At 68.2% G+C, this 22,728-nt stretch carries 18 protein-coding genes; 15 read left to right on the top strand and 3 right to left on the bottom strand.

Going from position 1 to position 22,728, the window contains the following annotated elements:
• Positions 1–190 precede the first annotated feature (190 nt).
• From QO011_RS00175 to QO011_RS00150, 6 genes are all read left to right on the top strand, one after another.
• A complete protein-coding gene (locus QO011_RS00175) occupies positions 191–1,774 on the top strand; it encodes an ABC transporter substrate-binding protein (protein ID WP_307266168.1) in 1,584 nt (527 codons plus the stop codon).
• Positions 1,775–1,959: 185 nt separating this feature from the next.
• Positions 1,960–2,892: an ABC transporter permease gene (locus tag QO011_RS00170; RefSeq protein ID WP_307266166.1), complete on the top strand. Its 933-nt coding sequence runs from the start codon at positions 1,960–1,962 to the stop codon at positions 2,890–2,892.
• Between the two features lie 8 nt (positions 2,893–2,900).
• Positions 2,901–3,734, top strand: coding sequence for an ABC transporter permease (locus QO011_RS00165; protein WP_307266162.1), 834 nt, complete (start codon positions 2,901–2,903; stop codon positions 3,732–3,734).
• A 7-nt stretch (positions 3,735–3,741) separates the two neighbouring features.
• A complete protein-coding gene (locus QO011_RS00160) occupies positions 3,742–5,370 on the top strand; it encodes an ABC transporter ATP-binding protein (RefSeq protein ID WP_307266159.1) in 1,629 nt (542 codons plus the stop codon).
• A gap of 71 nt (positions 5,371–5,441) precedes the next feature.
• Positions 5,442–7,442 carry a CocE/NonD family hydrolase gene (locus tag QO011_RS00155; protein ID WP_307266156.1) on the top strand — a complete coding sequence of 667 codons (2,001 nt, stop codon included), beginning with the start codon at positions 5,442–5,444 and terminating at the stop codon, positions 7,440–7,442.
• A gap of 158 nt (positions 7,443–7,600) precedes the next feature.
• Positions 7,601–8,353 (top strand): DUF5131 family protein, encoded by a 753-nt coding sequence (locus QO011_RS00150; protein WP_307266153.1) that lies wholly within the window; start codon positions 7,601–7,603, stop codon positions 8,351–8,353.
• On the opposite strand, the gene QO011_RS00145 is transcribed toward QO011_RS00150, so the two are convergent.
• Together QO011_RS00145 and QO011_RS00140 are read right to left on the bottom strand one after the other, a co-directional pair.
• On the bottom strand, positions 8,311–9,201 hold the full coding sequence (locus QO011_RS00145; RefSeq protein WP_307266152.1) for a three-Cys-motif partner protein TcmP: 891 nt from the start codon (positions 9,199–9,201) through the stop codon (positions 8,311–8,313). The genes QO011_RS00150 and QO011_RS00145 overlap by 43 nt on opposite strands.
• 704 nt (positions 9,202–9,905) lie before the next feature.
• On the bottom strand, positions 9,906–10,709 hold the full coding sequence (locus QO011_RS00140) for an SDR family NAD(P)-dependent oxidoreductase (RefSeq protein ID WP_307266150.1): 804 nt from the start codon (positions 10,707–10,709) through the stop codon (positions 9,906–9,908).
• A gap of 164 nt (positions 10,710–10,873) precedes the next feature.
• Between QO011_RS00140 and QO011_RS00135 the strand changes: the two genes are divergently transcribed.
• Genes QO011_RS00135 through QO011_RS00105 form a run of 7 tightly spaced genes read left to right on the top strand, consistent with a single transcriptional unit; the run spans position 10,874 to position 18,124 of the window.
• A complete protein-coding gene (locus QO011_RS00135; RefSeq protein ID WP_307266148.1) occupies positions 10,874–11,701 on the top strand; it encodes a DeoR/GlpR family DNA-binding transcription regulator in 828 nt (275 codons plus the stop codon).
• Between the two features lie 35 nt (positions 11,702–11,736).
• Positions 11,737–12,537: a BtpA/SgcQ family protein gene (locus tag QO011_RS00130; RefSeq protein WP_307266145.1), complete on the top strand. Its 801-nt coding sequence runs from the start codon at positions 11,737–11,739 to the stop codon at positions 12,535–12,537.
• A gap of 1 nt (position 12,538) precedes the next feature.
• Positions 12,539–14,050: an FGGY-family carbohydrate kinase gene (locus tag QO011_RS00125; protein ID WP_307266142.1), complete on the top strand. Its 1,512-nt coding sequence runs from the start codon at positions 12,539–12,541 to the stop codon at positions 14,048–14,050.
• Positions 14,047–14,703, top strand: a complete 657-nt coding sequence (locus QO011_RS00120) for an HAD family hydrolase (protein WP_307266138.1) — start codon at positions 14,047–14,049, stop codon at positions 14,701–14,703. Before QO011_RS00125 ends, QO011_RS00120 begins: the two co-directional genes overlap by 4 nt.
• A gap of 14 nt (positions 14,704–14,717) precedes the next feature.
• A complete protein-coding gene (locus QO011_RS00115) occupies positions 14,718–15,491 on the top strand; it encodes an SDR family NAD(P)-dependent oxidoreductase (protein WP_307266135.1) in 774 nt (257 codons plus the stop codon).
• A 37-nt stretch (positions 15,492–15,528) separates the two neighbouring features.
• Positions 15,529–15,849, top strand: coding sequence for a N,N-dimethylformamidase alpha subunit family protein (locus QO011_RS00110; protein WP_307266132.1), 321 nt, complete (start codon positions 15,529–15,531; stop codon positions 15,847–15,849).
• Positions 15,850–15,862: 13 nt separating this feature from the next.
• Entirely contained in the window at positions 15,863–18,124 is a 2,262-nt protein-coding gene (locus tag QO011_RS00105; RefSeq protein ID WP_307266128.1) for a N,N-dimethylformamidase beta subunit family domain-containing protein, read from the top strand.
• A 246-nt stretch (positions 18,125–18,370) separates the two neighbouring features.
• Here the strand turns inward: QO011_RS00105 and QO011_RS00100 are convergent, their stop codons facing one another.
• A complete protein-coding gene (locus QO011_RS00100; protein ID WP_307266126.1) occupies positions 18,371–20,911 on the bottom strand; it encodes a helix-turn-helix transcriptional regulator in 2,541 nt (846 codons plus the stop codon).
• A 123-nt stretch (positions 20,912–21,034) separates the two neighbouring features.
• On the opposite strand from QO011_RS00100, the gene QO011_RS00095 reads away from it, so the two are divergent.
• Both QO011_RS00095 and QO011_RS00090 read left to right on the top strand, forming a co-directional pair.
• Positions 21,035–22,474 carry an amidase gene (locus QO011_RS00095; RefSeq protein WP_307266123.1) on the top strand — a complete coding sequence of 480 codons (1,440 nt, stop codon included), beginning with the start codon at positions 21,035–21,037 and terminating at the stop codon, positions 22,472–22,474.
• Positions 22,471–22,644, top strand: coding sequence for a hypothetical protein (locus QO011_RS00090; protein ID WP_307266120.1), 174 nt, complete (start codon positions 22,471–22,473; stop codon positions 22,642–22,644). Before QO011_RS00095 ends, QO011_RS00090 begins: the two co-directional genes overlap by 4 nt.
• Positions 22,645–22,728: the final 84 nt, after the last annotated feature.

The following is a 22,728-nucleotide window of genomic DNA, read 5'->3' as shown; positions in this document are numbered from 1 at the left end:
GGGCCGCGCAAGGGCCTGCCGGGCCATATCTTTTCTGGAAGCGTGGAAAAATGCGCATACGTCGCTCGGCTGTCATTTGTTGTCGTTTGTAGGTTGCTTGCCGAGCGGCTCACGAACCACGATAGTGACCGTGGCATATGCTCTGTCGAAAGAGCAAACCGTCCATCCAAATTCGCAGGGAACAGCGGACATGACAGACAAGACTTCGAAGCAAGGCTCATCGGGGCTGATCCTGGACCGCCGCGAATTGATGGCAGGCGCAGCAGCGCTCGGCCTCGGATTCGGCTTCGGCATGGGCTCGATGGCGGGTTCGGCCCTGGCGGACGACGCGCCCAAGAAGGGTGGCACGCTGCGCCTCGGCATGGAAGGCGGCAGCGCCTCCGACAGCCTCGACCCGCGCACCTATGCCGACTCGATCCCGATCTCCTATGGCTGGCAGATCTGGAACGGCCTGACCGAGGTCGATTCGCACGGCAACATCGCCGGCGAGCTCGCCGAGAGCTGGGAAGCCAAGCCCGGCGCCACTGCCTGGGTCTTCAACATCCGCAAGGGCGTCACCTTCACCTCGGGCAAGACGCTGGACGCCGACGACGTCATCTATTCGCTCAACCTGCATCGCGGCGAGACCAAGTCGGGCGCCAAGGACCTGCTCAGCGGCATCACCGACATCAAGAAGCTCAACGCCAACCAGATCGAGATCACGCTGAAGAGCGGCGATGCCGACCTGCCCTACGCCTTCGCCGACTATCACGTCCTGATCGTGCCCAACGGCTTCACCGATTTCTCCAAGCCCGACGGCACCGGCGCCTACGCCCTGGAGAGCTTCGAGCCGGGCGTGCGGGTGCTCACCAAGAACAAGGGCAATTACTGGAAGCCGAACCGCGGCAATTTCGACTCGATCGAGCTGCGCTACATCCCGGATGCGTCGGCGCGCGTCCAGGCGCTGATCTCCGGCCAGATCGATGCGGCCAACCGCCTCGATGCCCGCACCGTCAACCTGGTGATGAAGGCGCCGCGGGTGAACGTGGTGCGGACCAAGGGCACCGGCAACCGCTTCGCCTTCGTGGCGCGGTGCGACCAGGACCCCTACACCAACAACGACCTGCGCCTTGCCCTGAAATACGGCATCGACCGCAAGAAGATCGTCGACACCGTCTACAAGGGCTTCGCGACCATCGGCAACGACACCACCATCGCGCCCTCGGCCAAGTATTATGCCAAGGACGTGCCGCAGCGCCCCTACGACCCGGACAAGGCGGCCTTCCACTTCAAGAAGGCGGGCCTGGCCAATGCCAAGCTGGAGCTGCAGGTCTCGGAGGGCGCCTTCTCCGGCGCCACCGATTCGGCGGTGCTCTACCAGGAGGCGATAAGCAAGGCCGGCATCACCCTCGACGTCAAGCGTGTCTCGGGCGACGGCTACTGGGACAATGTCTGGCTCAAGGCGCCGTTCTGTGCGGTCTACTGGGGCACCCGCCCGACCGTCGACAACCAGCTGTCGCAGACCTTCCTGTCCACGGCCAACTGGAACGACACGGCCTGGAAGCGGCCGGAGTTCGACAAGATCATCTTCGAGGCCCGCGCCGAGCTCGACGAGGCCAAGCGCCAGCAGCTCTATTCGGAGGCGCAGCGGATGATCACCGATGACGGCGGCATGGTGTGCTTCGCCATCGGCGACTATCTCGACGGCTATTCCAAGAAGGTGATGGGCACGGCGCCGCACCCCCATTACGACATGTGCGACCAGCGCATCGCCGAAAAGGGCTGGTTCGCCTGACCTGACGCTGCAGCAAGGAGCAGGGCTGCCGCGGATCGGAAGAAAGCTTCCGACCCGCGGCGGTCCGAAACGCCGTTGCGATGCCGGGGAATGTCCGGGCGAGATCCGGATCTCCCATTGGTGACCGATCCGTTTCGGCGGCGGTCGCCTCCCGGTCAACCCTCCTGGATGGAAAGGATTAGCCTTTGCTGCGTCTCGTCGCGACACGGGCCGGCCTCGGGATCCTGACGCTCTTCGCCGTGTCGGTGGTCATCTTCATCTGCACGCAGATCCTGCCCGGCGACGTCGCCTCGGCCGTGCTCGGCAACCAGGCCACGCCCGAGGCCCTCAAGGCCTTCCGGCTCGAGCTCGGGCTCGATCAGCCCGCCTATGCCCGCTACTTCAACTGGCTGTGGGGCGTGCTGCACGGCGATCTCGGCCGATCGCTGACCAACAAGCGCGACATCATCGAGGACCTCTGGCCCCGCTTCCTCAACACGCTGTTCCTCGCCGGCTATACCGCTCTGTTCGCGGTTCCCCTCGCCGTCGGCCTCGGCATCATGGCCGCCATCCGCGAAGGCCGGTGGCAGGACCGGCTGGCCAACGTGCTGACCCTGATCGCGATCTCGATGCCGGAATTCTTCATCGGCTACATCCTGATCGCACTGTTCCCGGGTGCGTCGCTCGCCACCGCCTTCTCCGGCATAAGCTTCAGCGACCGCGTCGCCATCACGACTTTGCCCGCCATTACTTTGACGTTGCTGGTCACGGCGCACATGCTGCGCATGACCCGCAACTCGGTGCTGGCGATCATGTCGACGCCCTATGTCGAGATGGCCTTCCTGAAGGGCCTGAAACGTTCGCGCGTCGTCTCCCGCCACGCCCTGCCCAATGCGGCCGGCCCGATCGTCTCGGTGGTGGCGCTCAACCTCGCCTATCTCGTGGTCGGCGTGGTGGTGGTCGAGAATGTCTTCACCTATCCCGGGGTCGGACAATACATGGTCGATGCCGTCTCCAAGCGCGACGTGCCGGTGATCCAGGCCTGCGGCCTGGTGTTCGCCGGCGTGTTCGTCACCTTGAACACTATCGCGGACATGGTGGCGATCCTGGTCAACCCCCGCCTGCGGCACCCGAGATAGAGGCGGCCATGACCATCTTCGGACACAAAGCCCCGCTCACGGCGCAGATCGGCCTCCTGATCATCGCCCTCAATATCGTCGTGGCGCTGTTCGGTCCCTGGTTCGCGCCCTATGCGCAATCGGAGTCCATCGGCGGAAACTGGGACCCCCCGTCTCCCGAGATGTGGCTCGGGGCCGACCAGATCGGCCGAGACCTGCTCACCCGCCTGATCTACGGCGCGCGCATGACCATCGGCATCGCCCTGGCGACGACCTTGCTCTCCTTCACCATCGGCATCACGTTCGGCCTTGCCGCGGCGGTGATGGGCAAATGGGTCGACACGCTGCTCTCGCGCATGGTCGACGTCATCCTGTCGATTCCGCTCCTCATCTTCGGCATGATCATCATCGGCGTGTTCGGCTCGTCGATCCCGACGCTGATCATCACCATCGCAGTGCTCGACTCCACCCGCGTATTCCGCCTCGCCCGAGCGCTCGGCATGAACCTGGTCGTGCTCGAATTCGTCGAGGTGGCGCGGCTGCGCGGCGAGGGCCTGTGGTGGGTGATCAGCCGCGAGATCCTGCCCAATGCGGCCGCGCCGCTGATCTCCGAGTTCGGCCTGCGCTTCTGCTTCAACTTCCTGTTCGTCGCGGCCCTGAGCTTCCTGGGCCTGGGCGTGCAGCCGCCCTATGCCGACTGGGGCGGCATGGTGCACGACAATGCGGGCGCCATCACCTTCGGCATGTACGCGCCGCTCTATCCGGCAGCGGCGATCGCGCTGCTCACCGTCGGCATCAATCTGGTCGTCGACTGGCTCCTGTCGATCGACGCCCGCCCTTCGGGCGCGCAAGCGGAGATGTGAGGGCACCATGGCGGAGAAGAAGAACGGCGGCGACGAGAACATCCTCGTCCTGGAGAAGCTCAGGGTCGAGACCATCTCGGGCCGCGTGCTGGTGCACGATGTCGACGTCGCGCTGAAGCGCGGCGAGATCCTCGGGCTGATCGGCGAATCCGGCGCCGGCAAGTCGACGATCGGCCTGGCTTCGATGGCCTATGCCCGCGCCGGCATGCGCATCACCGGCGGCAGCATCACGCTCGACGGCACCGAGCTGCGCGCCTCGACCGCTGCGCACCGGCGCACGATGCGCGGCAAGAGCATCGCCTATATCGCCCAGAGCGCCGCCGCCTCGTTCAACCCGGCCATGTCGCTGATGGACCAGGTCTGCGAGGCGCCGGTCGTGCACGGCGTCATGAGCCGGCCCGAGGCCGAGGCCTATGCCCGGAAGCTGTTCAAGACGCTGCAGCTGCCCAGTCCCGAGACCTTCGGCAACCGCTATCCCCACCAGGTCTCCGGCGGCCAGCTGCAGCGGGCCATGGCGGCGATGGCGATGAGCTGCCGGCCCGACGTGATCGTGCTCGACGAGCCGACCACCGCCCTCGACGTCACCACCCAGATCGAGGTGCTGGCGCTGCTGCGCGACCTCATCCGCGAGTTCGGCACGGCCGGGCTCTACATCACCCACGACCTCGCCGTGGTGGCGCAGATCGCCCACCGCATCATGGTGCTGCGCCACGGCAAGATGGTCGAGGTCGGCGAGGCCAAGCAGATCCTCGAGCAGCCGACGACCGAGTACGCCCGCGCCCTGGTCAACGAGCGGCGCGACGCCGAGCACCACGAGCTGGCCGAGCCGCCGCGCCAGGCCGAGCCGGTGCTGCGCGTCGAGAATGTCGACGCCGGCTACGGGCCGGTGCCGGTGGTCAAGAAGGCCAATATCCAGATCGCCCGGGGCGAGACGCTCGCGGTGGTGGGAGAGTCCGGCTCCGGCAAGAGCTCGATGGCCCGCATCGTCGTCGGGCTGCTGCCGCGCTGGAGCGGCGACGTCAAGCTGACCGGCGAGAGCCTGGCGCCGGCCCTGGCCCAGCGCCCGCGCGAGGTGCTGCGGCGGCTGCAGATGGTGCACCAGATGCCCGACGTGGCGCTCAACCCGCGCCACAGCCTGGAGAAGATCATCGGCCGGCCGGTGGACTTCTACTTCAAGCGCTCGGGCAAGGCGGTGCGCGACCGGGTGATGGAGCTCCTTGGCCTGGTCGGCCTGCCCGAGGACTTCGCCACGCGCCGGCCCGGCCAGCTCTCCGGCGGCCAGAAGCAGCGCGTGTGCATCGCCCGGGCCCTGGCCGCCGAGCCGGACCTGATCATCTGCGACGAGCCGACCTCGGCGCTCGACCCCCTGGTGGCGGAGGACATCCTCAAGCTGCTCAAGCGCCTGCAGGACGACCTGGGCTTGGCCTACATGTTCATCACCCACGACCTCGGCACGGTCCGGCGCATCGCCCACCGCACCGCGGTGATGCTGAAGGGCGAGATCATCGCCCAGGGGCCGACGGCCGACATCTTCTCGCCGCCGTTCCATCCCTATACGGAGAAGCTCATCTCCTCCGTGCCGGAGATGGACACGACCTGGCTCGACCATATCCTGGAGAAGCGCCAGGCGGCCTGAGATCCCACCGCGGCGCTTGCGCGCCGGCGGCCCGGTTGCGACCGGGCCGCGACGCCTGCGAACATGCCCCCATGACCGATATCCACGTCACCGAGCATCTCTTCATCCCGCTGGCGGATGGCACGCGCCTGGCCGCGCGGCTCTGGTTGCCGGCCGATGCGCCGGCCGAGCCGGTCCCGGCGATCCTGGAATACATCCCCTACCGCAAGCGCGACGGCACGCGCGGACGCGACGAGCCGATGCACGGCTGGTTCGCCGCGAACGGCTATGCGGCGATCCGGGTCGACATGCGCGGCTCCGGCGAGTCCGACGGGCTGATGGACGACGAATACCTGCAGCGCGAGCTCGACGATGCCTGCGAGGTGATCGCCTGGCTGGCGGCCCAGCCCTGGTGCTCCGGCCGGGTCGGCATGATGGGCAAGTCCTGGGGCGGCTTCAATGCGCTGCAGGTGGCTGCGCTGCGCCCGCCGGCGCTGAAGGCGATCATCACGGTGTGCTCCACCGACGACCGTTACGCCGACGACATCCACTACATGGGCGGCGCCCTGCTCAACGACAATCTGTGGTGGGCGACGATCATGCTCGGCTACCAGTCGCGGCCGCCGGATCCGGCGCTGGTGGGCGAGGCCTGGCGGGCGCAATGGCTGGAGCGGCTCGAGCACCTGCCCTTCTTCCCCGCGCTGTGGCTGGCGCACCAGCGGCGCGACGCCTATTGGCGGCACGGCTCGGTCTGCGAGGATTTCGACGCCATCGCCTGCCCGGTCTTCGCGGTCGGCGGCTGGGCGGACGCCTATACCAATGCGGTGCCGCGCCTGCTCGAAGGGCTGAAGGTGCCGCGCCTCGGGCTGATCGGGCCCTGGGCCCATGTCTATGCCCAGGACGGCAGCCCCGGCCCGGCCATCGGCTTCCTGCAGGAGGCGCGGCGCTGGTGGGACCATTGGCTGAAGGACCGCGACAACGGCATCATGGCCGAGCCGATGCTGCGGGCCTATGTCGAGGACTGGCGGCCGCCGGGTCCTTGCGACCCGGTGCCCGGCCGCTTCGTCGGCGAGGCGCAATGGCCCTCGCCGCGCATCGTGCCGACGGCCGTGCCGATCACCCGCGCGGGCCTGCGCCCGGACGTCGCCGGCCCGGTGGAGCTGTCGTTCCGCTCCCCGGCCTGGACCGGCCTCGCCGTCGGCGAGTGGATGGGCACCGGCGTCGCCGGGGAGGAGCCGGCCGACCAGCGCCACGACGACGGCTTCTCCCTGGTGTTCGACGGCGAGCCGCTGCGCGAGCGCCTGGAGCTGCTCGGCGCCGCCGAGGTCGAGCTGGAGATCGCCGCCGACAAGCCGGTGGCCCAGCTCTGCGCGCGGCTCTGCGACGTCGCGCCCGACGGCTCCTCGCGCCGCGTCGCCTACGGCATCCTCAACCTGACCCATCGCGACAGCCATGCCGAGCCGAGCCCGCTCGAGCCCGGCCGCTTCGTCAGCGTGCGGCTGAAGCTCAACGATTGCGGTTATGCCTTCGCCCCCGGCCACGTCCTGCGCCTGGCCCTGTCCACCGCCTATTGGCCGCTGGTCTGGCCGGCGCCGGCGGCGGCGACGCTGACGGTGCACTGCCCCGGCCGGCTGGTGCTGCCGGTGCGCCCGCCGGATGCGGCCGATGCCGCCATCGGCTTCGAGCCGCCGGTGCGGGGCGCGAAGGCACCGATGAGCAAGGTCGCCGAGGGCCGCATGACCCGCAGCACCGCGCTCGACCTGCTGACCGGGGTCGCCACCTATGTCACCCAGGGCGAGGGCGGCCTGTTCGGCGAGGGGGTGCTGCGCTTCGACGAGATCGACACCACGTTGTCCCACAGCCTGCGCCGCAAGCTGACCATCGGGCGCGACGAGCCGCTCAGCGCCCGCTACCGGCTCAGCCAGGACTACGAGATGGGCCGCGAGGGCTGGCGCATCCGCATCGAGACCCGCACGGCCATGCGCGCCACGGCGACCAATTTCGTGCTGGAGGGCAGCGTGACGGCCTTCGAGAACGGCGCGGTGGCCGCGACGCGGGAATGGTCGGAGGTCATTCCTCGCGACCTTCTGTGAGGGTGGGCACGGTTCTTTCTGCATGTCACAGTGCAGTTCTTTCGTGCGAACTGGGCCGCCGCACAAATAAGTTGGCGTTGTGGAACAAAAAGTGAACAAATCCGATTTGGGTGACATTAACCGCTTGTCGGCAAAATGGGTCTTGTGGAGGCGCGGCGATGACTGAGACCTCGATTGAATGGACCGACGCAACCTGGAACCCAGTAGCGGGCTGCACGATCATGACTGCGGGCTGCTCCAACTGCTACGCCATGCGGATGGCCGCGCGCTTAGATGCCATGGGGGTAGAGAAATATCGAGGTCTTACAAGAAAGAGTGGCGGCCGATCAATTTGGACTGGGAAGATTCGTCTCGATGTGGATGCTCTAAATTTACCAATGACGTGGAAGAGGCCGCGTAAAATATTCGTTAATTCCATGTCAGATTTATTTCACGACGCCGTTCCCGTGGAATTTATTAGCCAGGTCTGGAATTCAATGGCGATGGCACGTCAACATACTTATCAAATACTGACTAAGAGACCGGATCGCATGGCCTCAATTCTGACGACCCTTGAATTTCCTCTGCTTGCAAATGTCTGGGTCGGAACGAGTGTCGAAGATGCTCGAGTCCTAAGCCGTCTTGATGATCTGCGACGGACCCCTGCCGCTGTCAGATTTGTGTCATTCGAACCACTTATCGGATCCGTACATGGCGCGGACTTAACTGCGATTGATTGGGCCATTGTAGGGGGAGAATCCGGCCCGAAGGCGCGGCCGATCCGTGAAGAATGGATCGCTGAAATACATATGCTTTGTGAGCGTAACGGTACTGCCTTCTTCTTTAAACAATGGGGTGGGCGTAATAAGAAAGCTAGCGGTCGTTCTTATCAAGGGCGTACATGGGACAATCTCCCTGAATTAAGAATGTGACTTGCGATTTTTGTTGCGAGGCCAATCGCTTTAGGGCGCGGATTTGAAATTGCAAAAAAAAGTGCAAATTGGGGGATGCCGCGTTCATCATGGAGTCGAAGCGGTTTTAGCACTTTTGGAAATAAGCCTTCGAGACGCTTTTGCATGAAGTCTTGCATGGCGTCAACGTCAGCTGTGCGTGAATGCTGTTCGTCGAAACTGCCAAACAGATCAGCTTTTTGAGTTCGTTCGTACCAGGCGGCCTCCCATTCATCTGTGCCGAGCATTCTCGTCAATGCTGCTCGCTTTTCTTCTGCTACTGCGTTAGCTTTGCGGGCAGCCTGTCGAAACATCCCTGATAGAGAAACGAGATACCAAACATCGATGGCTTCTGTCTCGCGGATAGCCTCAAGTGTCTGCCAAGCTACGCTCATGCCATATGGATCGAGAAACATAACCGCGCGTGTGCTCGTCCATTTTCGATTTCTTAGAAGGTTGACAACTTCAGTATTTGCATCACCTTCCAGGATGTCGATCTGACGATCTGGATAATTAGATTTTAGGCTCCGAAGGGCAGCGCAGTGCTTCGGATTCTTGTCCATGAAAATAAGGCGGTTGAACTGGGGATTCACCTCGATTGCGATTCGAGCTGATCCACGATTGCGTTCAACGCGATCTTCGCCGGTTGGGGCAAACAAATCGGCTGCGATTCGCCGAGTTCTCTCTCCAGTTCCGGCGAAAGCATCAATATACCAGAGGTCTGAAAACTGATTTTGGAGAGCTGTTGTGAATGCCGTCAGATATTTTTCTACAAGAGAAAGTTTCAGGTCGGTCGATACGCCGCCGAACTCATGGTCACTCAGAGCCATGTTGCCTACCGATGTCCAGCTGTGGACTTGGCATCTCTTACCTTGAGTAAGGGCACTTTGCAATCGATGATTGCAGTGGATTTTTGGTTGAGATCAATCTCGTATATACTCGAGTCCACACTCATGTATATTTCTAAATTGAAGAATTTTCCATGTATTTCCTAAATAATTTTTGTTCTTTTGAAGATTGTAAATAATAATTATCCAATTGAATCTAAATTCTTATAAGTATAATATAGATAAAAATGGCGAATTTTGGGTTTTGTGCATTTGATTTTGGTGTGTTGCCTGGTGGCGTGCCGACTAAGTTCTTAGGCCTCTGACTGAGATGCTCTTCTTTTTTTCTGCGACCTCGGTCGGCCGGGAGCAGCAGAACCCCGGGTCGGTGTCGAGCATCAGGAGCGCGGTATCGACGATGACTCGGGCGGCGTGGTCAGGGCCCGTAACATGTCACCGAAGGCGTGGCGCGGGATGACGGCGTTCTCCGTGCAGAGGCGCTCGATCGACCAGACTTGGCGGGGATGGCGCCGGACGCGGCGACCTCGGTCGCCCTCCGCGGCGCCGGCCACCGGATGTGCCGGCAGGGAGGCCGGTCCCAGCATAGCGCAGGTTAAGGGCGCCGTCCTCTCGGTGGAATGGGGTTTCTTGTCGTTTCCATTCGTTGCGCAACGTGGCCCATCTGATCCGGCGGGGTCGATACGATCTCAGGTCGTGTAGACGCCGCCGGTGACGTTGACGCCCTGGCCGGTCATGAAGCGGGCGCCGTCCGAGGCGAGGAAGACGACGAGCTCGGCCACGTCCTCCGGCTCCTCCAGGCGCCCGAGCGGCGTCTGGGCGATGTAGTCGGCGACGACGCGCTCGGACGTGACGCCGCGCAGGCGCGCCTCCCACTCCACCTCGCGCGTCTGCATGGAGGTGCGCACGAAGCCGGGGCAGACGGCGTTGACGCGGATGCCGGCGGGCGCGAGCTCGCGGGCGAGGGCCTGGGTCCAGCCGAGCACGGCGAACTTGCTGGCGGAATAATGCGCCAGCAGCGGCGCCCCCACCTTGGCGGCGAGCGAGGCGGTGTTGACGATGACGCCCTTCGTTCCTGTGGCCAGGAAATGCCGCGCCGCGATCTGGTTGGTCAGGAACACGCCGCGGGCGTTGACGTCGAAGTTGAAGTCCCATTCCGCATCGGTGAGATCGACGGCGCGGTTCATGGTCGAGACGCCGGCATTGGCGGCGAGGATGTCGAGGCCGCCCCAGCGGCCGAGCACCTCGGCGAAGGCGGCCTCGACCGAGGCGCGGTTGCGCACGTCGATCGCCACCGCCAGGGCCTCCGGGCCGAGGGCCGCGGCGCTCTCGGCGGCCCTGTCGCGGTCGAGGTCGGCGACGGCGACCCGCACGCCGTGGCGGGCGAGCGCCGCGGCGATGGCCCGGCCGATGCCGGTGCCCGCGCCGGTGACGATGGCGCGCTTGCCGGCGAGATCCGCGGCCAGTTTTCCGGGGCTGGGACTGTCGGACATGCCTGACTCCGCTGCGCTGCACAAACAAACATATTCAGACGAAATGAAACTTTGCACTACGTTTCCTTGTTTTACAATGTTCGAATTTGTTAATATGCTGACCTGCGATTCAGACGGATCGTGTGGCAACGTTCGGGAGCGAGTCCGGCCGGGACGACGATTTCATGGAAAGCACCCCCCTTGCCCTCGGCGACCAGCGCCGCATGCCGGCCCAGGTCCGCCATGCCCATCTCGTCGATGCGGCGCGCCGGCGCGGCTTCTTCCTGGTGGTCGACATCGCCGCCGAGCTCGGCGTGTCCGAGATGACCATCCGGCGCGACCTGATCGAGCTGGAACGCGATGGCGTGCTGGTGCGCACCCGCGGCGGCGCGGTGCTGACGGGCGCCAGCGTGCGCCCGGCGATCGACCGGGAGGAGCCGGCCTTCGAGGCGCGGCTGCGCAAGAACCAGGAGGCCAAGCGCCGCATCGCCGAGGTCGCGGCCGAGCTGGTCGAGGCGCGCCAGACCGTCGCCCTCGACGTCGGCACCACCACCCATCTCCTGGCCCAGCGCCTCTCCGAGCGCGGCGGCCTGAAGTTCTTCACCTCCAGCCTGCGCACGGCGTCTCTGCTCGGCGAAGCCGGGCGGGAAGTCTATGTGCCGGGCGGCCAGGTGCGCGGCGAGGAATTGTCGGTATGCGGCCCGGCCGCGCTCGAGCAATTCGAGCGCTACTGGTTCGACATCGCCTTCATCGGCGTCTCCGGCATCTCCACCGAGGGCATGTTCGACTATTCCCTGGAGGACAGCGAGCTCAAGCGCATCTATCTCCGCCGCTCGGCGCACAAGGTGCTGCTGTGCGACGGGGCGAAGTTCCATCGCATGTCGCTCGTCAAGATCGCCGATTTCGCCGGCCTCGACCTGATGATCAGCGACGTCGCCCCGCCGCCCGACATCGCGGCCGCCCTGCGCGAGGCCGGCGTCGCCGTCCGCATCGTCCCGCCCCCCGGCGCCTGACCGGCGCCTCCCTCACGACCTCTCAGAGGAAGCCCATGGTTTTCGATTTCTTCGGCGCCAAGAAGAAGGCGGTCATCGCCATGATCCATATCGGCGCCCTGCCGGGGACGCCGCTCTACGACGCCGACGGCGGCATCGCCAAGCTGATCGCCGATGCGGCCAAGGACGCCGAGGCGCTGCAGGCCGGTGGCGTCGACGGGGTGATGTTCGGCAACGAGAACGACCGCCCCTACACGCTGAGCGCCCCCGCCGAGGGCGTGGCCGCCATGACCGCGGTGGTCCAGGCCCTGAAGCCGAGCCTCACGGTGCCCTTCGGCGTCAACTATCTCTGGGACCCCAAGGCCAGCGTCGCCATCGCCCACGCCACCGGGGCGCAGTTCGTGCGCGAGATCTTCACCGGCGTCTTCGCCTCCGACATGGGCGTGTGGGCGCCCGACTGCGCCGGCGCCTCGCGTCTGCGGCGCAACCTCGGCCGGCCCGACCTGAAGCTCCTGTTCAACATCAATGCCGAGTTCGCCCATTCCCTCGACGCCAGGCCGATCGAGCTCAGGGCCAAGAGCGCGGTGTTCTCCTCGCTCGCCGACGCCATCCTGGTGTCGGGGCCGATCACCGGCCAGCCGGCCGACCAGTCGGACCTGCGCCGGGTTTGCGAAGCCATCACCGACGTGCCGGTCTTCGCCAATACCGGCGTCAACATCGACAATGTGAAAGACGTGCTGGCGGTCGCCGACGGCGTGATCATCGGCACCCATTTCAAGGTCGACGGCAACACTTGGAACCCGGTCGACGGCGCCCGGGTCAAGCGCTTCATGGACCGGGTGGGGACGCTGCGCTGACATGGCCTGCGTCCTCGGCATCGACATCGGCACCACCTCGACCATCGGCATCCTGGTGGAGATGCCGGACAGGGTCCTGGGCCTCGCTTCCCGCCCGGTGACGCTGACCTCGCGCCAGCCGGGCTGGGCCGAGGAGGACCCGGAGGAATGGTGGCGCAACGTCTGCGCCATCACCCGCGAGCTGATCGAGGCGAGCGGCATCGCCGGGCAGGAGATCGCCGGCATCGGCGTCACCGGCATGCTGCCGGCCCTGGTGCTGCTCGACGCCGACGGGCGGCTGCTGCGCCCCAGCATCCAGCAGAGCGACGGGCGCTGCGCCGCCGAGGTGGAGGAGCTACGCCGCGAGATCGACGAGACCGCCTTCGTGCGCACCGCCGGCAACGGCGTCAACCAGCAGCTCGCCGCCGGCAGGCTGCGCTGGCTGGAGCGGCACGAGCCCGAGATCTTCGGGCGCATCGCCACGGTGTTCGGCTCCTACGACTACATCAACTGGCGCCTGACCGGGGTGCGCGCCATCGAGCAGAACTGGGCGCTGGAGGCCGGCTTCGTCGACCTCGCCGACCACGCGATCTCCGATGCCCTGGTCGCCCATACGCATTTGCCCCGCGCGGCCGTGCCGCCCAAGGCGGCATCGCACGCGGTGATCGGTCGCATCGGCGCCGCGGCGGCGGCCGAGACCGGCCTGGCCGAGGGCACGCCGGTGGTCGGCGGCGCCGCCGACCTCATCGCCTCGGCTCTCGCCGCCGGCCTGACGCGGCCCGGCGACGTGCTGCTCAAGTTCGGCGGCTCGGTCGACGTGCTGATCGCTGCCGAGCGGGCGGCGCCGGACCCGCGCATGTTCCTCGACTATCACCTCGTGCCGGGGCTCTATGTGCCGAACGGCTGCATGTCGACCGGCGGCTCCGGCCTCAACTGGCTGGCCCGCACCTTCTGCGCCGGCGAGGCGCCGGCGGCGGAGGCGGCCGGGCTGACGCTGCACCAGCACCTCGACCGCCTGGCCGCGGCCGTGCCGGCCGGGGCGGGGGGCGTTGCCATCGTGCCCTATTTCCTCGGCGAGAAGACGCCGATCCACGACCCCTTCGCCCGCGGCGCCATCACCGGCCTCAGCCTCAACCATGGCGTCGGCCATGTCTGGCGCGCGCTGCTGGAGGCCTATGCCTATGCCATCGCCCACCATGTCGAGGTGTTCTCGGACATGGGCCATCGCCTGACCCGCTTCATGGCCTCGGACGGCGGCGCTTCCAGCCGCATCTGGATGCAGATCGTCGCCGACGTGCTGCAGGAGCCGGTGCAGCGCCTGGAGGGCCATCCCGGCTCCTGCCTCGGCGCCGCCTGGACCGCGGCGATCGGCACCGGCCTCACCGACGACTGGGGCGGCATCGCCCGCTTCGTGCGCCAGGGCGAGGTGCTCCGGCCCGACCCCGGCCATGCCGCCGTCTACGCGCAGGGCTATCGCGCTTTCCGTGACACCTATGCCAGGTTGGCGGGGAGCCGAATCGAGGAGACTGCATGAGCATCCGCGCCATCGCCTGGGACATCGACGGGACGCTGGTCGACAGCGAGCCGCTGCATCACGAGGCGCTGATCGGCGCCGGCCGGCGCTGGGGCGTCGATCTCGCCGGCCTCAGCATGGACGCCTTCCGCGGCGTGCACCTGCCCGACGTCTGGGCGGCGCTCGTCCCGCGCCTGCCCGACGGCGTCACCCTCGCGGCCTGGACCGCGGCGGTGGAGGACCACTACGCCATCCACGCCCCGGCGCTGCAGCCGCTGCCGGGCGTGCGCGAGACGGTGGCGCGCATCGCGGCGCTGGGCCTGCCGCAGATCTGCGTCTCCAATTCCAGCCGCCGCGTGGTCGACGCCAACCTGGCGGCGCTCGGCCTCGGCGGCGCCATCCTGTTCTCGATCAGCCTCGACGACGTCGTGCACGGCAAGCCCGATCCCGAGCCCTATCGCCGCGGCGCCGAGCGGCTCGGCCTCGCCCCCGCCGCGGTGCTGGCGGTGGAGGACAGCGTCACCGGCGCCAGCGCCGCCCGTGCCGCCGGCCTCCAGGTCGCCGGCTACGGCCCGGTGCAGGCGCCGGTCGCCGGCGTCGACTTTGCCATCGACCGCATCGAGCGGGTGCTCGACCTCGTCGGCCACCGGGCCGAGGCTCCCATCCCCAGCTAGACAGGACGACGCCGATGGACGCACTTGCCCGATTCAGCCTGGCCGGCAAGACCGCCGCGATCACCGGCGGCGCCCGCGGCATCGGCTATGCCGTGGCCGAGCTGTTCGCCGGCGCCGGCGCCGATATCGCGCTGGTCGACCTCAGTGCCGAGACCGGCGCCGCCGCGGCGGAGCGCCTGGCCGGGTCCGGCCAGCGGACGGCGTTCCACCAGGCCGACCTGCGCGAGCCCGAGGCGGCGACGCGGGCGGTCGAGGCGATCGAGGCGGCGTTCGGGCGCATCCACATCCTGGTCAATTGCGTCGGCATCAACCCGAACACCGACGCGCTCGACATCCCGCCGCAGGAATGGCGCGACGTGATGGACGTCAACGTCAACGCCCAGTTCTTCGCGGCGCAGGCCTTCGCCCGCCACATGGTCCGGCAGGGCGGCGGCAGCATCGTCGCGATCGGCTCGAATTCGGGCTTCACGGTCGACAAGCCGCAGCCCCAGTCGCACTACAATGCCAGCAAGGCGGCGGTGCATCAGATGGTGAAGTCGCTGGCGGTCGAGCTGGCGCCGCGCGCCATCCGCGTCAACGCCGTGGCGCCGGGCTACACGCTGACGGAGATGACCAAGCTCGGGCTGAGCAAGCGCGAATGGGTCGAGGTCTGGGAGGAGATGACGCCGATGCGGCGCTTCGCCGACCCTTCCGAGATCGCCCATGCCGTGCTGTTCCTCGCCAGCGACGCGGCGAGCTACGTCACGGGGACGATCCTTCTGGTCGACGGCGGCTACACCTGCTGGTGAGCCGCCGGGCGCAAGCCGAACGAGGGGGCAGGGGCCGATGGTCTACAAGATCGATCCGGACGAGGACCGCCGCTATATCGAGGAGTTCCGCCAGCGCCCGATCGGCAGGCACAGCCCGGGGCTGATGCGCCTGCTCTGCGTCATGCGGGTCGACCCGACCGGCAACCAGATCATCCTGGTCTGCCGCAAGCCCTTCGCCGAATGGGTGCTCGCCACCATGCCGCCCGATCGCGCCGACCCGATCGCCATCGAGGACGAGCCGGTGTTCGCCAGCCGCGAGGAGGCGGAATGGGCGGTGTTCTGCCGGCGCTGGCGCCTCCTCACCGGCGAGAGCATCAACCGCCCGCTGCACGACTGAGCCGGAGACCGCCATGTTGAAGATCACCGGCTATCCCGACCGCTATTCCGCCGCGCCCGGCGAGACCGTCGCCTTCAAGATCTCGCTGGAGGAGGGGGCCGCATTCGAGGCCCGCCTGGTCGAGGTCGTGCACGGCGACTGCAACCCGGAGGGGCCGGGCCTGAAGGTCCGGCATGTGCCCAGCAATGCCGACGGGCGCCATCCCGGCCGGCCGCAGCGCATCGACGCCGGCTCGCACATGGTGGTGGATGCCATGCCGGCGCTGGCGGCGGGCGCCTTCACCGTCTTCGCCATGGTCTGGCCGACCCTGCCGCAGCGACCCGACCAGACCCTGTTGGCACAATGGGACCCGGCGGCGCGCCGCGGCCTCATCGTCGCCGTCACCGACGGCGGCCGGCTGGCACTGACCGTCGGCGACGGCTCCGGCGCGGTGCAGACCGTGACCGTGGATGCGCCGATGCTGGTGCGGCAATGGTATGCGTTCGCCATTGCCTTCGATCCCGCGACGCGGCGCGTCAGGCTCGACCAGCGCCCGCTGCAGCCCTATGCCCAGGTGCAGCACCACGGCCGCTTCGAGGGCGTGCTCGACCTCGCGCCGGCACCGGTCGGGACGCCGCTCCTCCTCGCCGGCTGCCCCGAGGCGGACGGCAGCGTCGGCGGCCATTTCGACGGCAAGATCGACGGGCCGATGATCCTCGCCGGTGTCCATGCCCCGGAGCGCCACGACGCGCTGCTGCGTCCGCGCCCGCCGGCGGAGCTTGCGGAGGCGATCATCGCCCGCTGGGATTTCTCGCGCGAGATCGGCACGACCACCGCCGTCGACATCGGCCCCTCGCGCCGGCACGGCCGGCTCGAGCACCTGCCGACCCGCGCCATGAAGGGCTGGAACTGGACCGGCGAGGAGCATGACTGGCGCCGGAAGCCCGAGCATTACGGCGCCATCCATTTCCATCATGACGACGTCTACGACGCGGGCTGGGAGACCTCGGTCAGCCTCACCGTGCCGGAGGGCCTGAAGAGCGGGGCCTATGCCCTGCATGTCCGCTGCGGGGAGAGCGACGAGACCGCGACGCGCGAGGACTATCTCGCCTTCTTCGTCCGTCCGCCGCGCGAGCGCGGCACGGCGCGGCCGAAGGTGGCCTTCCTGGCGCCGACCGCCTCCTACATCGCCTATGCCAACCATGGCGAGCACATCACCGCCCGCGGCGCCGAGCTGCAGATGAACCGGCTGCTGCCCTTCGGCCATGCCGATCTCTATCTCTACGAGCATCCCGAGCTCGGCGGCTCGCTCTACGACTGCCATGCCGACGGCTCGGGCGTCGCCTATTCCAGCCGGCTCCGGCCGGTGCTGAACTTTTCGGCGCGCTACCATTCCTGGCTCGGCGGCCACGGCTCGGCGCTCTACCAGTACAATGCCGACACGCATCTGTTCGACTGGCTCGACCACCAGGGCGTCGACTACGACGTCATCACCGACGAGGACCTGCACCAGGAGGGCTACGAGCTGATCCGCGACTACCGCGTCATCCTCACCGGCACCCATCCCGAATATCATTCGACGCCGATGTGGGACGCGATGAAGGCCTGGATCGATCGCGGCGGCCGGCTGATGTACATGGGCGGCAACGGCTGGTACTGGCGCATCGCCTTCCACGATACGCTGCCCGGCGTGATCGAGCTGCGCCGGGCCGAGGACGGCATCCGCACCTGGATCGCCGAGCCCGGCGAATATTTCCAGGGCTTCAACGGCGAATATGGCGGGCTGTGGCGGCGCATCGGCCGGGCGCCGAACGTGATCTGCGGGGTCGGCTTCATTGCGCAGGGCTTCGACGTCTCCTCCTTCTACCGGCGGGCGCCGGATGCGGACAATCCGCGCGCGGCCTTCATCTTCGAGGGCGTGCCGGACGAGATCATCGGCGATTTCGGCCTGATCGGCGGCGGCGCCGCCGGCATCGAGCTCGACTGCATCACCACGGCGCTGGGCTCGCCGCCCAACATGCTGCGCCTGGCCTCCTCCGACGAGCATTCGCCGATGATGATGCTGGTCAACGAGGAGTTCGGCGTGGTGCCGCCCAATCTCGGCGGCGACGTCAACGCCAGGGTCAAGGCCGACATGGCCTTCGGCGAGACCCCGTCCGGCGGCGCGCTGTTCTGCACATCCTCGATCGCCTGGTGCGGGTCGCTGTCGCACAACGGCTATGAGAACAACGTGTCGAAGATCACGGTGAACGTGCTGAGGCGGTTCCTGGACCCGACGCCGTTCGCGGTGGGGTGAGGGGGGATTGCGACGGTTGCTGCTGATCCAACCGCAACGGTTGCGTCATGGCCGGGCTTGACCCGGCCATCCACGCGAACGCTGCGTCAACCGGGCTGCCGCATCGGCCCGGTGCTTCCTCGGCACCGCCCGAGTTCGCGTGGATGGCCGGGACAAGCCCGGCCATGACGGTTGCGGGTGGGGCAGCCGTTACCGGTCTTGTCTGCAACCAGCTCCGTCATGCTGCTCTGCGGCCCGCCATCTCCCTCACGCCATCCCCTCGCGCAGCTCCTGGGCCAGCAGGGCGGCGTGGGCGCGGTTGCGGGCGTCGAGCTTGCTGTAGACGGATTTCAGGTGGGTCTTCACCGTGTTGACGTTGATCTCCAGCCGCTCGCCGATCTCGGCATTGGTCAGGCCGTCGCCGAGGCAGTCGAGCACGGCGCGCTCGCGCTCGGTCAGGCCGAAGCGGGCATGGCCGGGCCTGCGGCCGATGGCGGCGAGGGTCTGGGGCAGGCGGGCGGCCGGCGGCCGCGGCAGCGGCGCCGGCTCGGCGGCGGCGAGGATCTCTCCGGCGAGGGCCTCGATCATGGCGGCGTGGCCGTAGCGCTGCTGGCGTGCCGCCGCCGCGCCGAGCTCTGAAAGGCGCGCGGCCGCCTCGCGCCGCCGGCCGGCGAGCGCCAGCCGCCGCGCCTCGAGCACGGCGTGCGGCTGCCAGACCGCCCAGCACTCCGGCGGGAAGCGCGCCGCCAGCGCCTCGACCTGCGCCTCGACCCGGGCGAGCTCGGCGGCGACGTCGCGGAAGCGCCTGAGGCGGATGGCGCGGTCGGCGCGCTCCACGGCAAGCTGGAAATCCAGGCGGATGTCCTCGGCCTGGTAGGCGAGGCGGCTGGCGCGCACCAGCAGGGCGTCGGCCTGGTCGGTGCGCCCGCTGGCGTCATAGAGGCGGGCGAGCGCGATCGCCGGCACGACGATGCGCTCGGCCAGGCCGAAGCTGCCGGAGGGCAATTCGCCGCCCACCGCCTGCAGCAGGAAGCGCTCCGCCTCCTCGACGGCGCCGGTCTGGTGGAGCAGGGCGCCGAGCAGGCCGCAGGGCAGCGCCACCATGTAGGAGCTCTGCGAGAACACCGCGACGCCGGTCTCGACCGCCTGCTCCAGCACGGCGCGGGCCTCGTCGAGCGCGCCGCCGGCCATCGACGCCATGGCCGAGATGCACAGCGAATGGATCCGGCCCCAATGGCACTCGATCTCCTCGTAGCGCCGATGCGCCTTCCAGGTCAGGCGCTGCGCCGCCTCGAGGTCGCCGAGGTGATAGGCGAGGTAGCTGTGGATCGAATCGAGGTCGACCTGGCCGAAGGCGAGGTGGTCGAGCGGCCGGCCGATCGCGGCGATATGGCGCCGGCAGGTCTCGAGGTCGGCGCTGTAGGCCCCGACCAGGGCGCGCATCAGGTGCAGGCGCCCCTCGATGTCGAGGCCGGTGCGGGCGGCGATGGCGGCGGCGGCGCTGCCGGGCTCGGCGCAGGCCCGCTCGATGCCGGCCAGCACCTCGCCGGCCTGGGCGAAGCGCCGGCCGTTGATGTAGCGCCAGGTCAGGAGGAAGGAGAGCAGCGGCCGCGAGGCCAGCACCGCCTCGGGCAATTCACGCATCCAGCGGTAGTAGACGTCGAAACGCCCATAGCTGAGATAGTCGAACACGCAGTAGCGCTCGATCAGCTCGGCCGCCCATTCCGGCCGGCGGGCGAGGAAGGCGTGGCGCACCGCCTCCATCGGCCGGCCGGCGCCGACGAACCATTCGGCGGCGCGCCGGTGCAGCTCGGGGATGCCGTCGTCCGGCCCGGCGAGCAGCCGCGCCCGCAAAAATTCCAGGAACAGGTGGTGGAAGCGGTACCAGCCCTCCTGGCCGGGCAGGCTGGTGGTGAAGAGATGGTCGCGCTCCAGCCGCTGCAGCAGCTGGCCGGCGGCGGCCTCGCCGGTGACCGCGGCACAGAGCTCGGCCTGCATGGTCTCCAGGATCGAGACCTGCAGCAGGAAGCGCAGCAGCGCGGGCTCCAGGCCCTCGATCACCTCCTCCAGGAAGTAATCGGCGAAGTCGCTGCGGCTGCCGGGCGTGCCGGCCAGGATCAGGTCGCGCTCGAAGGAGCGGTCGAGAGCGAGCGCCATCAGCCGCAGGCCCGCGGCCCAGCCCTCGGTGCGCTCCTGCACGAACTGGTTCTGCGCCTCGGTCAACGGTGCCCCGCCGACCGAGCGGAAGAAGCGCTGCATCTCGGTCTCGCTGAAGCGCAGCTCCTTGTCGGAGAGCTCGATCAGCTCGCCATTGGCGCGCAGCCGGCCGAGCGGCAGGTCGGGGCGCCGGCGGCTCGCCAGCACCACGGTGAGGCCGGGCGTGCGGCCCGCGAGCAGGGCCTCCACCGAGCGCCGCGCCGCCGGCTCGCGGGCGAGATGATAGTCGTCGACCATGACGGCCAGCGGCCCGGCCCGGCAGGCCTGGTCGGCGAGGTCGCCGAGATGGGCGAAGGCCTCCTCGCCGGGGAAGGCGGCGCCGGCGGAGGGCTCCAGCCCGCACGCCAGCTGGATCTCCGGGATGAGATGGGCGGCGAGGCTGATCGGGTCGTGCTCGTCCTCGCCGATCGAGAGCCAGGCGACGCGCACGCCCGAGCCCATCAGCGCCGCCCGCCATTGCGACAGCAGCGTGGTCTTGCCGCAGCCCGCCGGCGCATGCACCAGCGCCAGCCGGCACTGGCCCAGCGCCCCGGCGAGGGCGGTGAGGCGCGGGCGGTCGATCGGCCCCGAGGCCCGGAACACGTCGGTCATGCCGGCTTTGTGCCACAGCCTCACCCGAAGAGGTGGGAAATTTTTGTCGCGCTCTCACCCCAAGGAGGCATGCCCGATCGCGAGGCATGCCGCATTCTCGGGCGGTGGAACGAGGGCCGCGACGTGCAGATCGGTGAATACGCCTCCCATGACGCCCTGGGCCTGGCCGCGCTGGTGGCGCGGCGCGAGGTCCATCCGGCAGAACTGCTGGATGCCGCCCTGGCGGCGGTCGACCTGGTGGACGGCTCGCTCAACGCCGTGGTCGCCACCTTCGCCGAGGAGGCGCGCCGCCACATTGCCGAGGGCCTGCCGGAGGGCCCGTTCCGCGGCGTGCCTTTCCTCCTCAAGGACCTGACGGCCCATTATGCCGGCCAGCCGACGGGCTCGGGGTGGCCGCCGCGCCTGACCTACGCGGCGCGGCGCGACACCACGCTGGTGGCGCGCTACAAGGCCGCCGGCCTGTCGATCTTCGGCAAGACGGCCGTGCCGGAGCTGGCGATGAACTGGAGCACGGAATCCTCCGCTCATGGCGCGACGCGCAACCCCTGGGACCTCGCCCGCACCGCCGGCACGTCGAGCGGCGGCTCGGCCGCGGCGGTGGCGGCCGGCATCGTGCCGATGGCGCACGGCAATGACGGCGGCGGCTCGATCCGCGTGCCCGCCTCCTGCTGCGGCGTCTTCGGCCTGAAGCCCTCGCGCGGGCGCAACCCGGTCGGCCCGGCCGGGGACCTCTGGCAGGGCATGCTGGTGGAGCACGCCCTGACCCGCTCGGTGCGCGACAGCGCCGCCCTGCTCGACGCCACTGCCGGGCCCGAGCCGGGCCAGTTCTTCAACAGCCCGGCCGGCGGCCCGTTCCTGCCCGAGGTCGGGCGCGATCCCGGCCGGCTGCGCGTCGCGGTGTCGACGAAGGCCCCCTACGGCGCGCCGACCCATCCCGACTGCATCGCCGCCGTGGCCGAGACGGTGATGCTGCTGGAGAGCCTCGGCCATGCCTGCGAACCGGCCGAGATCGACCTGCCGGAGACCGGCTGGTACGATTTCGAGACCTTCATCCTGGCCGAATATGCGGCGGAGATGCGGGCCGAGGCCGGCCTGCTCGGCCGTCCGGTGCGCGAAGAGGACTTTCCGCCGACGCTCTGGCACATGATCCAGGCCGGGGAGCGCATCAGCGCGGTGGAGCTCAACCTCGCCCTATCCGGCGTGCACCGGGTGGCGCAGGCGGTGGCCTCGCTGTTCGGGCGCTACGACGTGATCCTGTCGCCGACCCTGGCGCAGCCGCCGGTGCCGCTCGGCAGCTTCAGCCTCGCCGCTTCCCCGGCCGAGCACTTCGCCGCCTATCTCGCCTGGATGCCGTTCACCCACGTCTTCAACGTCAGCGGCTCGCCGGCCATGTCGGTGCCGCTGGTCTGGAATGAGGCCGGCCTGCCGATCGGCGTGCAGTTCGCCGCCGCCCCCCAGGCCGAGGCGACGCTGCTGCGCCTGGCGGGCCAGCTCGAGCAGGCGCGGCCCTGGGCCGGCAAGCGGCCGCCGGTCTCGGTGGCGAAGGCGGGAGGGGCGGCGTGATGGGAGTCGACGTGTTCGTAGGGCGCGACCTCTCCGTCATGGACGGGCTTGTCCCGTCCATCCACGCGAACACCGGCCATGGTGGACGCGCGGCGACGCTGGCCGTTGCCCTTGCCTGGAGGCTCGGCGTTCGCGTGGATGGGCGGATCAAGTCCGCCCATGACGGTTGAGGATCCAGCGCTCTTTTTCCTACCCGCCCATTCCCATCCACCCACAACAAGAACCTGACCCATCCGACAACCAGAAGAGGGGCC

Origin of the sequence: Labrys wisconsinensis (genome assembly GCF_030814995.1) — a bacterium.
Lineage (GTDB): Bacteria > Pseudomonadota > Alphaproteobacteria > Rhizobiales > Labraceae > Labrys > Labrys wisconsinensis.
The sequence above is the reverse complement of the archived record's forward strand: the minus strand, read 5'-3'. Positions and strand labels throughout refer to the sequence as shown.

Coding starts and splice junctions, on each gene's coding strand:
- QO011_RS00175 (WP_307266168.1), top strand. CDS start 191: ATGACAGACAAGACTTCGAAGCAAGGCTCATCGGGGCTGATCCTGGAC.
- QO011_RS00165 (WP_307266162.1), top strand. CDS start 2,901: ATGACCATCTTCGGACACAAAGCCCCGCTCACGGCGCAGATCGGCCTC.
- QO011_RS00160 (WP_307266159.1), top strand. CDS start 3,742: ATGGCGGAGAAGAAGAACGGCGGCGACGAGAACATCCTCGTCCTGGAG.
- QO011_RS00155 (WP_307266156.1), top strand. CDS start 5,442: ATGACCGATATCCACGTCACCGAGCATCTCTTCATCCCGCTGGCGGAT.
- QO011_RS00150 (WP_307266153.1), top strand. CDS start 7,601: ATGACTGAGACCTCGATTGAATGGACCGACGCAACCTGGAACCCAGTA.
- QO011_RS00145 (WP_307266152.1), bottom strand. CDS start 9,201: ATGGCTCTGAGTGACCATGAGTTCGGCGGCGTATCGACCGACCTGAAA.
- QO011_RS00140 (WP_307266150.1), bottom strand. CDS start 10,709: ATGTCCGACAGTCCCAGCCCCGGAAAACTGGCCGCGGATCTCGCCGGC.
- QO011_RS00135 (WP_307266148.1), top strand. CDS start 10,874: ATGGAAAGCACCCCCCTTGCCCTCGGCGACCAGCGCCGCATGCCGGCC.
- QO011_RS00130 (WP_307266145.1), top strand. CDS start 11,737: ATGGTTTTCGATTTCTTCGGCGCCAAGAAGAAGGCGGTCATCGCCATG.
- QO011_RS00125 (WP_307266142.1), top strand. CDS start 12,539: ATGGCCTGCGTCCTCGGCATCGACATCGGCACCACCTCGACCATCGGC.
- QO011_RS00120 (WP_307266138.1), top strand. CDS start 14,047: ATGAGCATCCGCGCCATCGCCTGGGACATCGACGGGACGCTGGTCGAC.
- QO011_RS00115 (WP_307266135.1), top strand. CDS start 14,718: ATGGACGCACTTGCCCGATTCAGCCTGGCCGGCAAGACCGCCGCGATC.
- QO011_RS00110 (WP_307266132.1), top strand. CDS start 15,529: ATGGTCTACAAGATCGATCCGGACGAGGACCGCCGCTATATCGAGGAG.
- QO011_RS00105 (WP_307266128.1), top strand. CDS start 15,863: ATGTTGAAGATCACCGGCTATCCCGACCGCTATTCCGCCGCGCCCGGC.
- QO011_RS00100 (WP_307266126.1), bottom strand. CDS start 20,911: ATGACCGACGTGTTCCGGGCCTCGGGGCCGATCGACCGCCCGCGCCTC.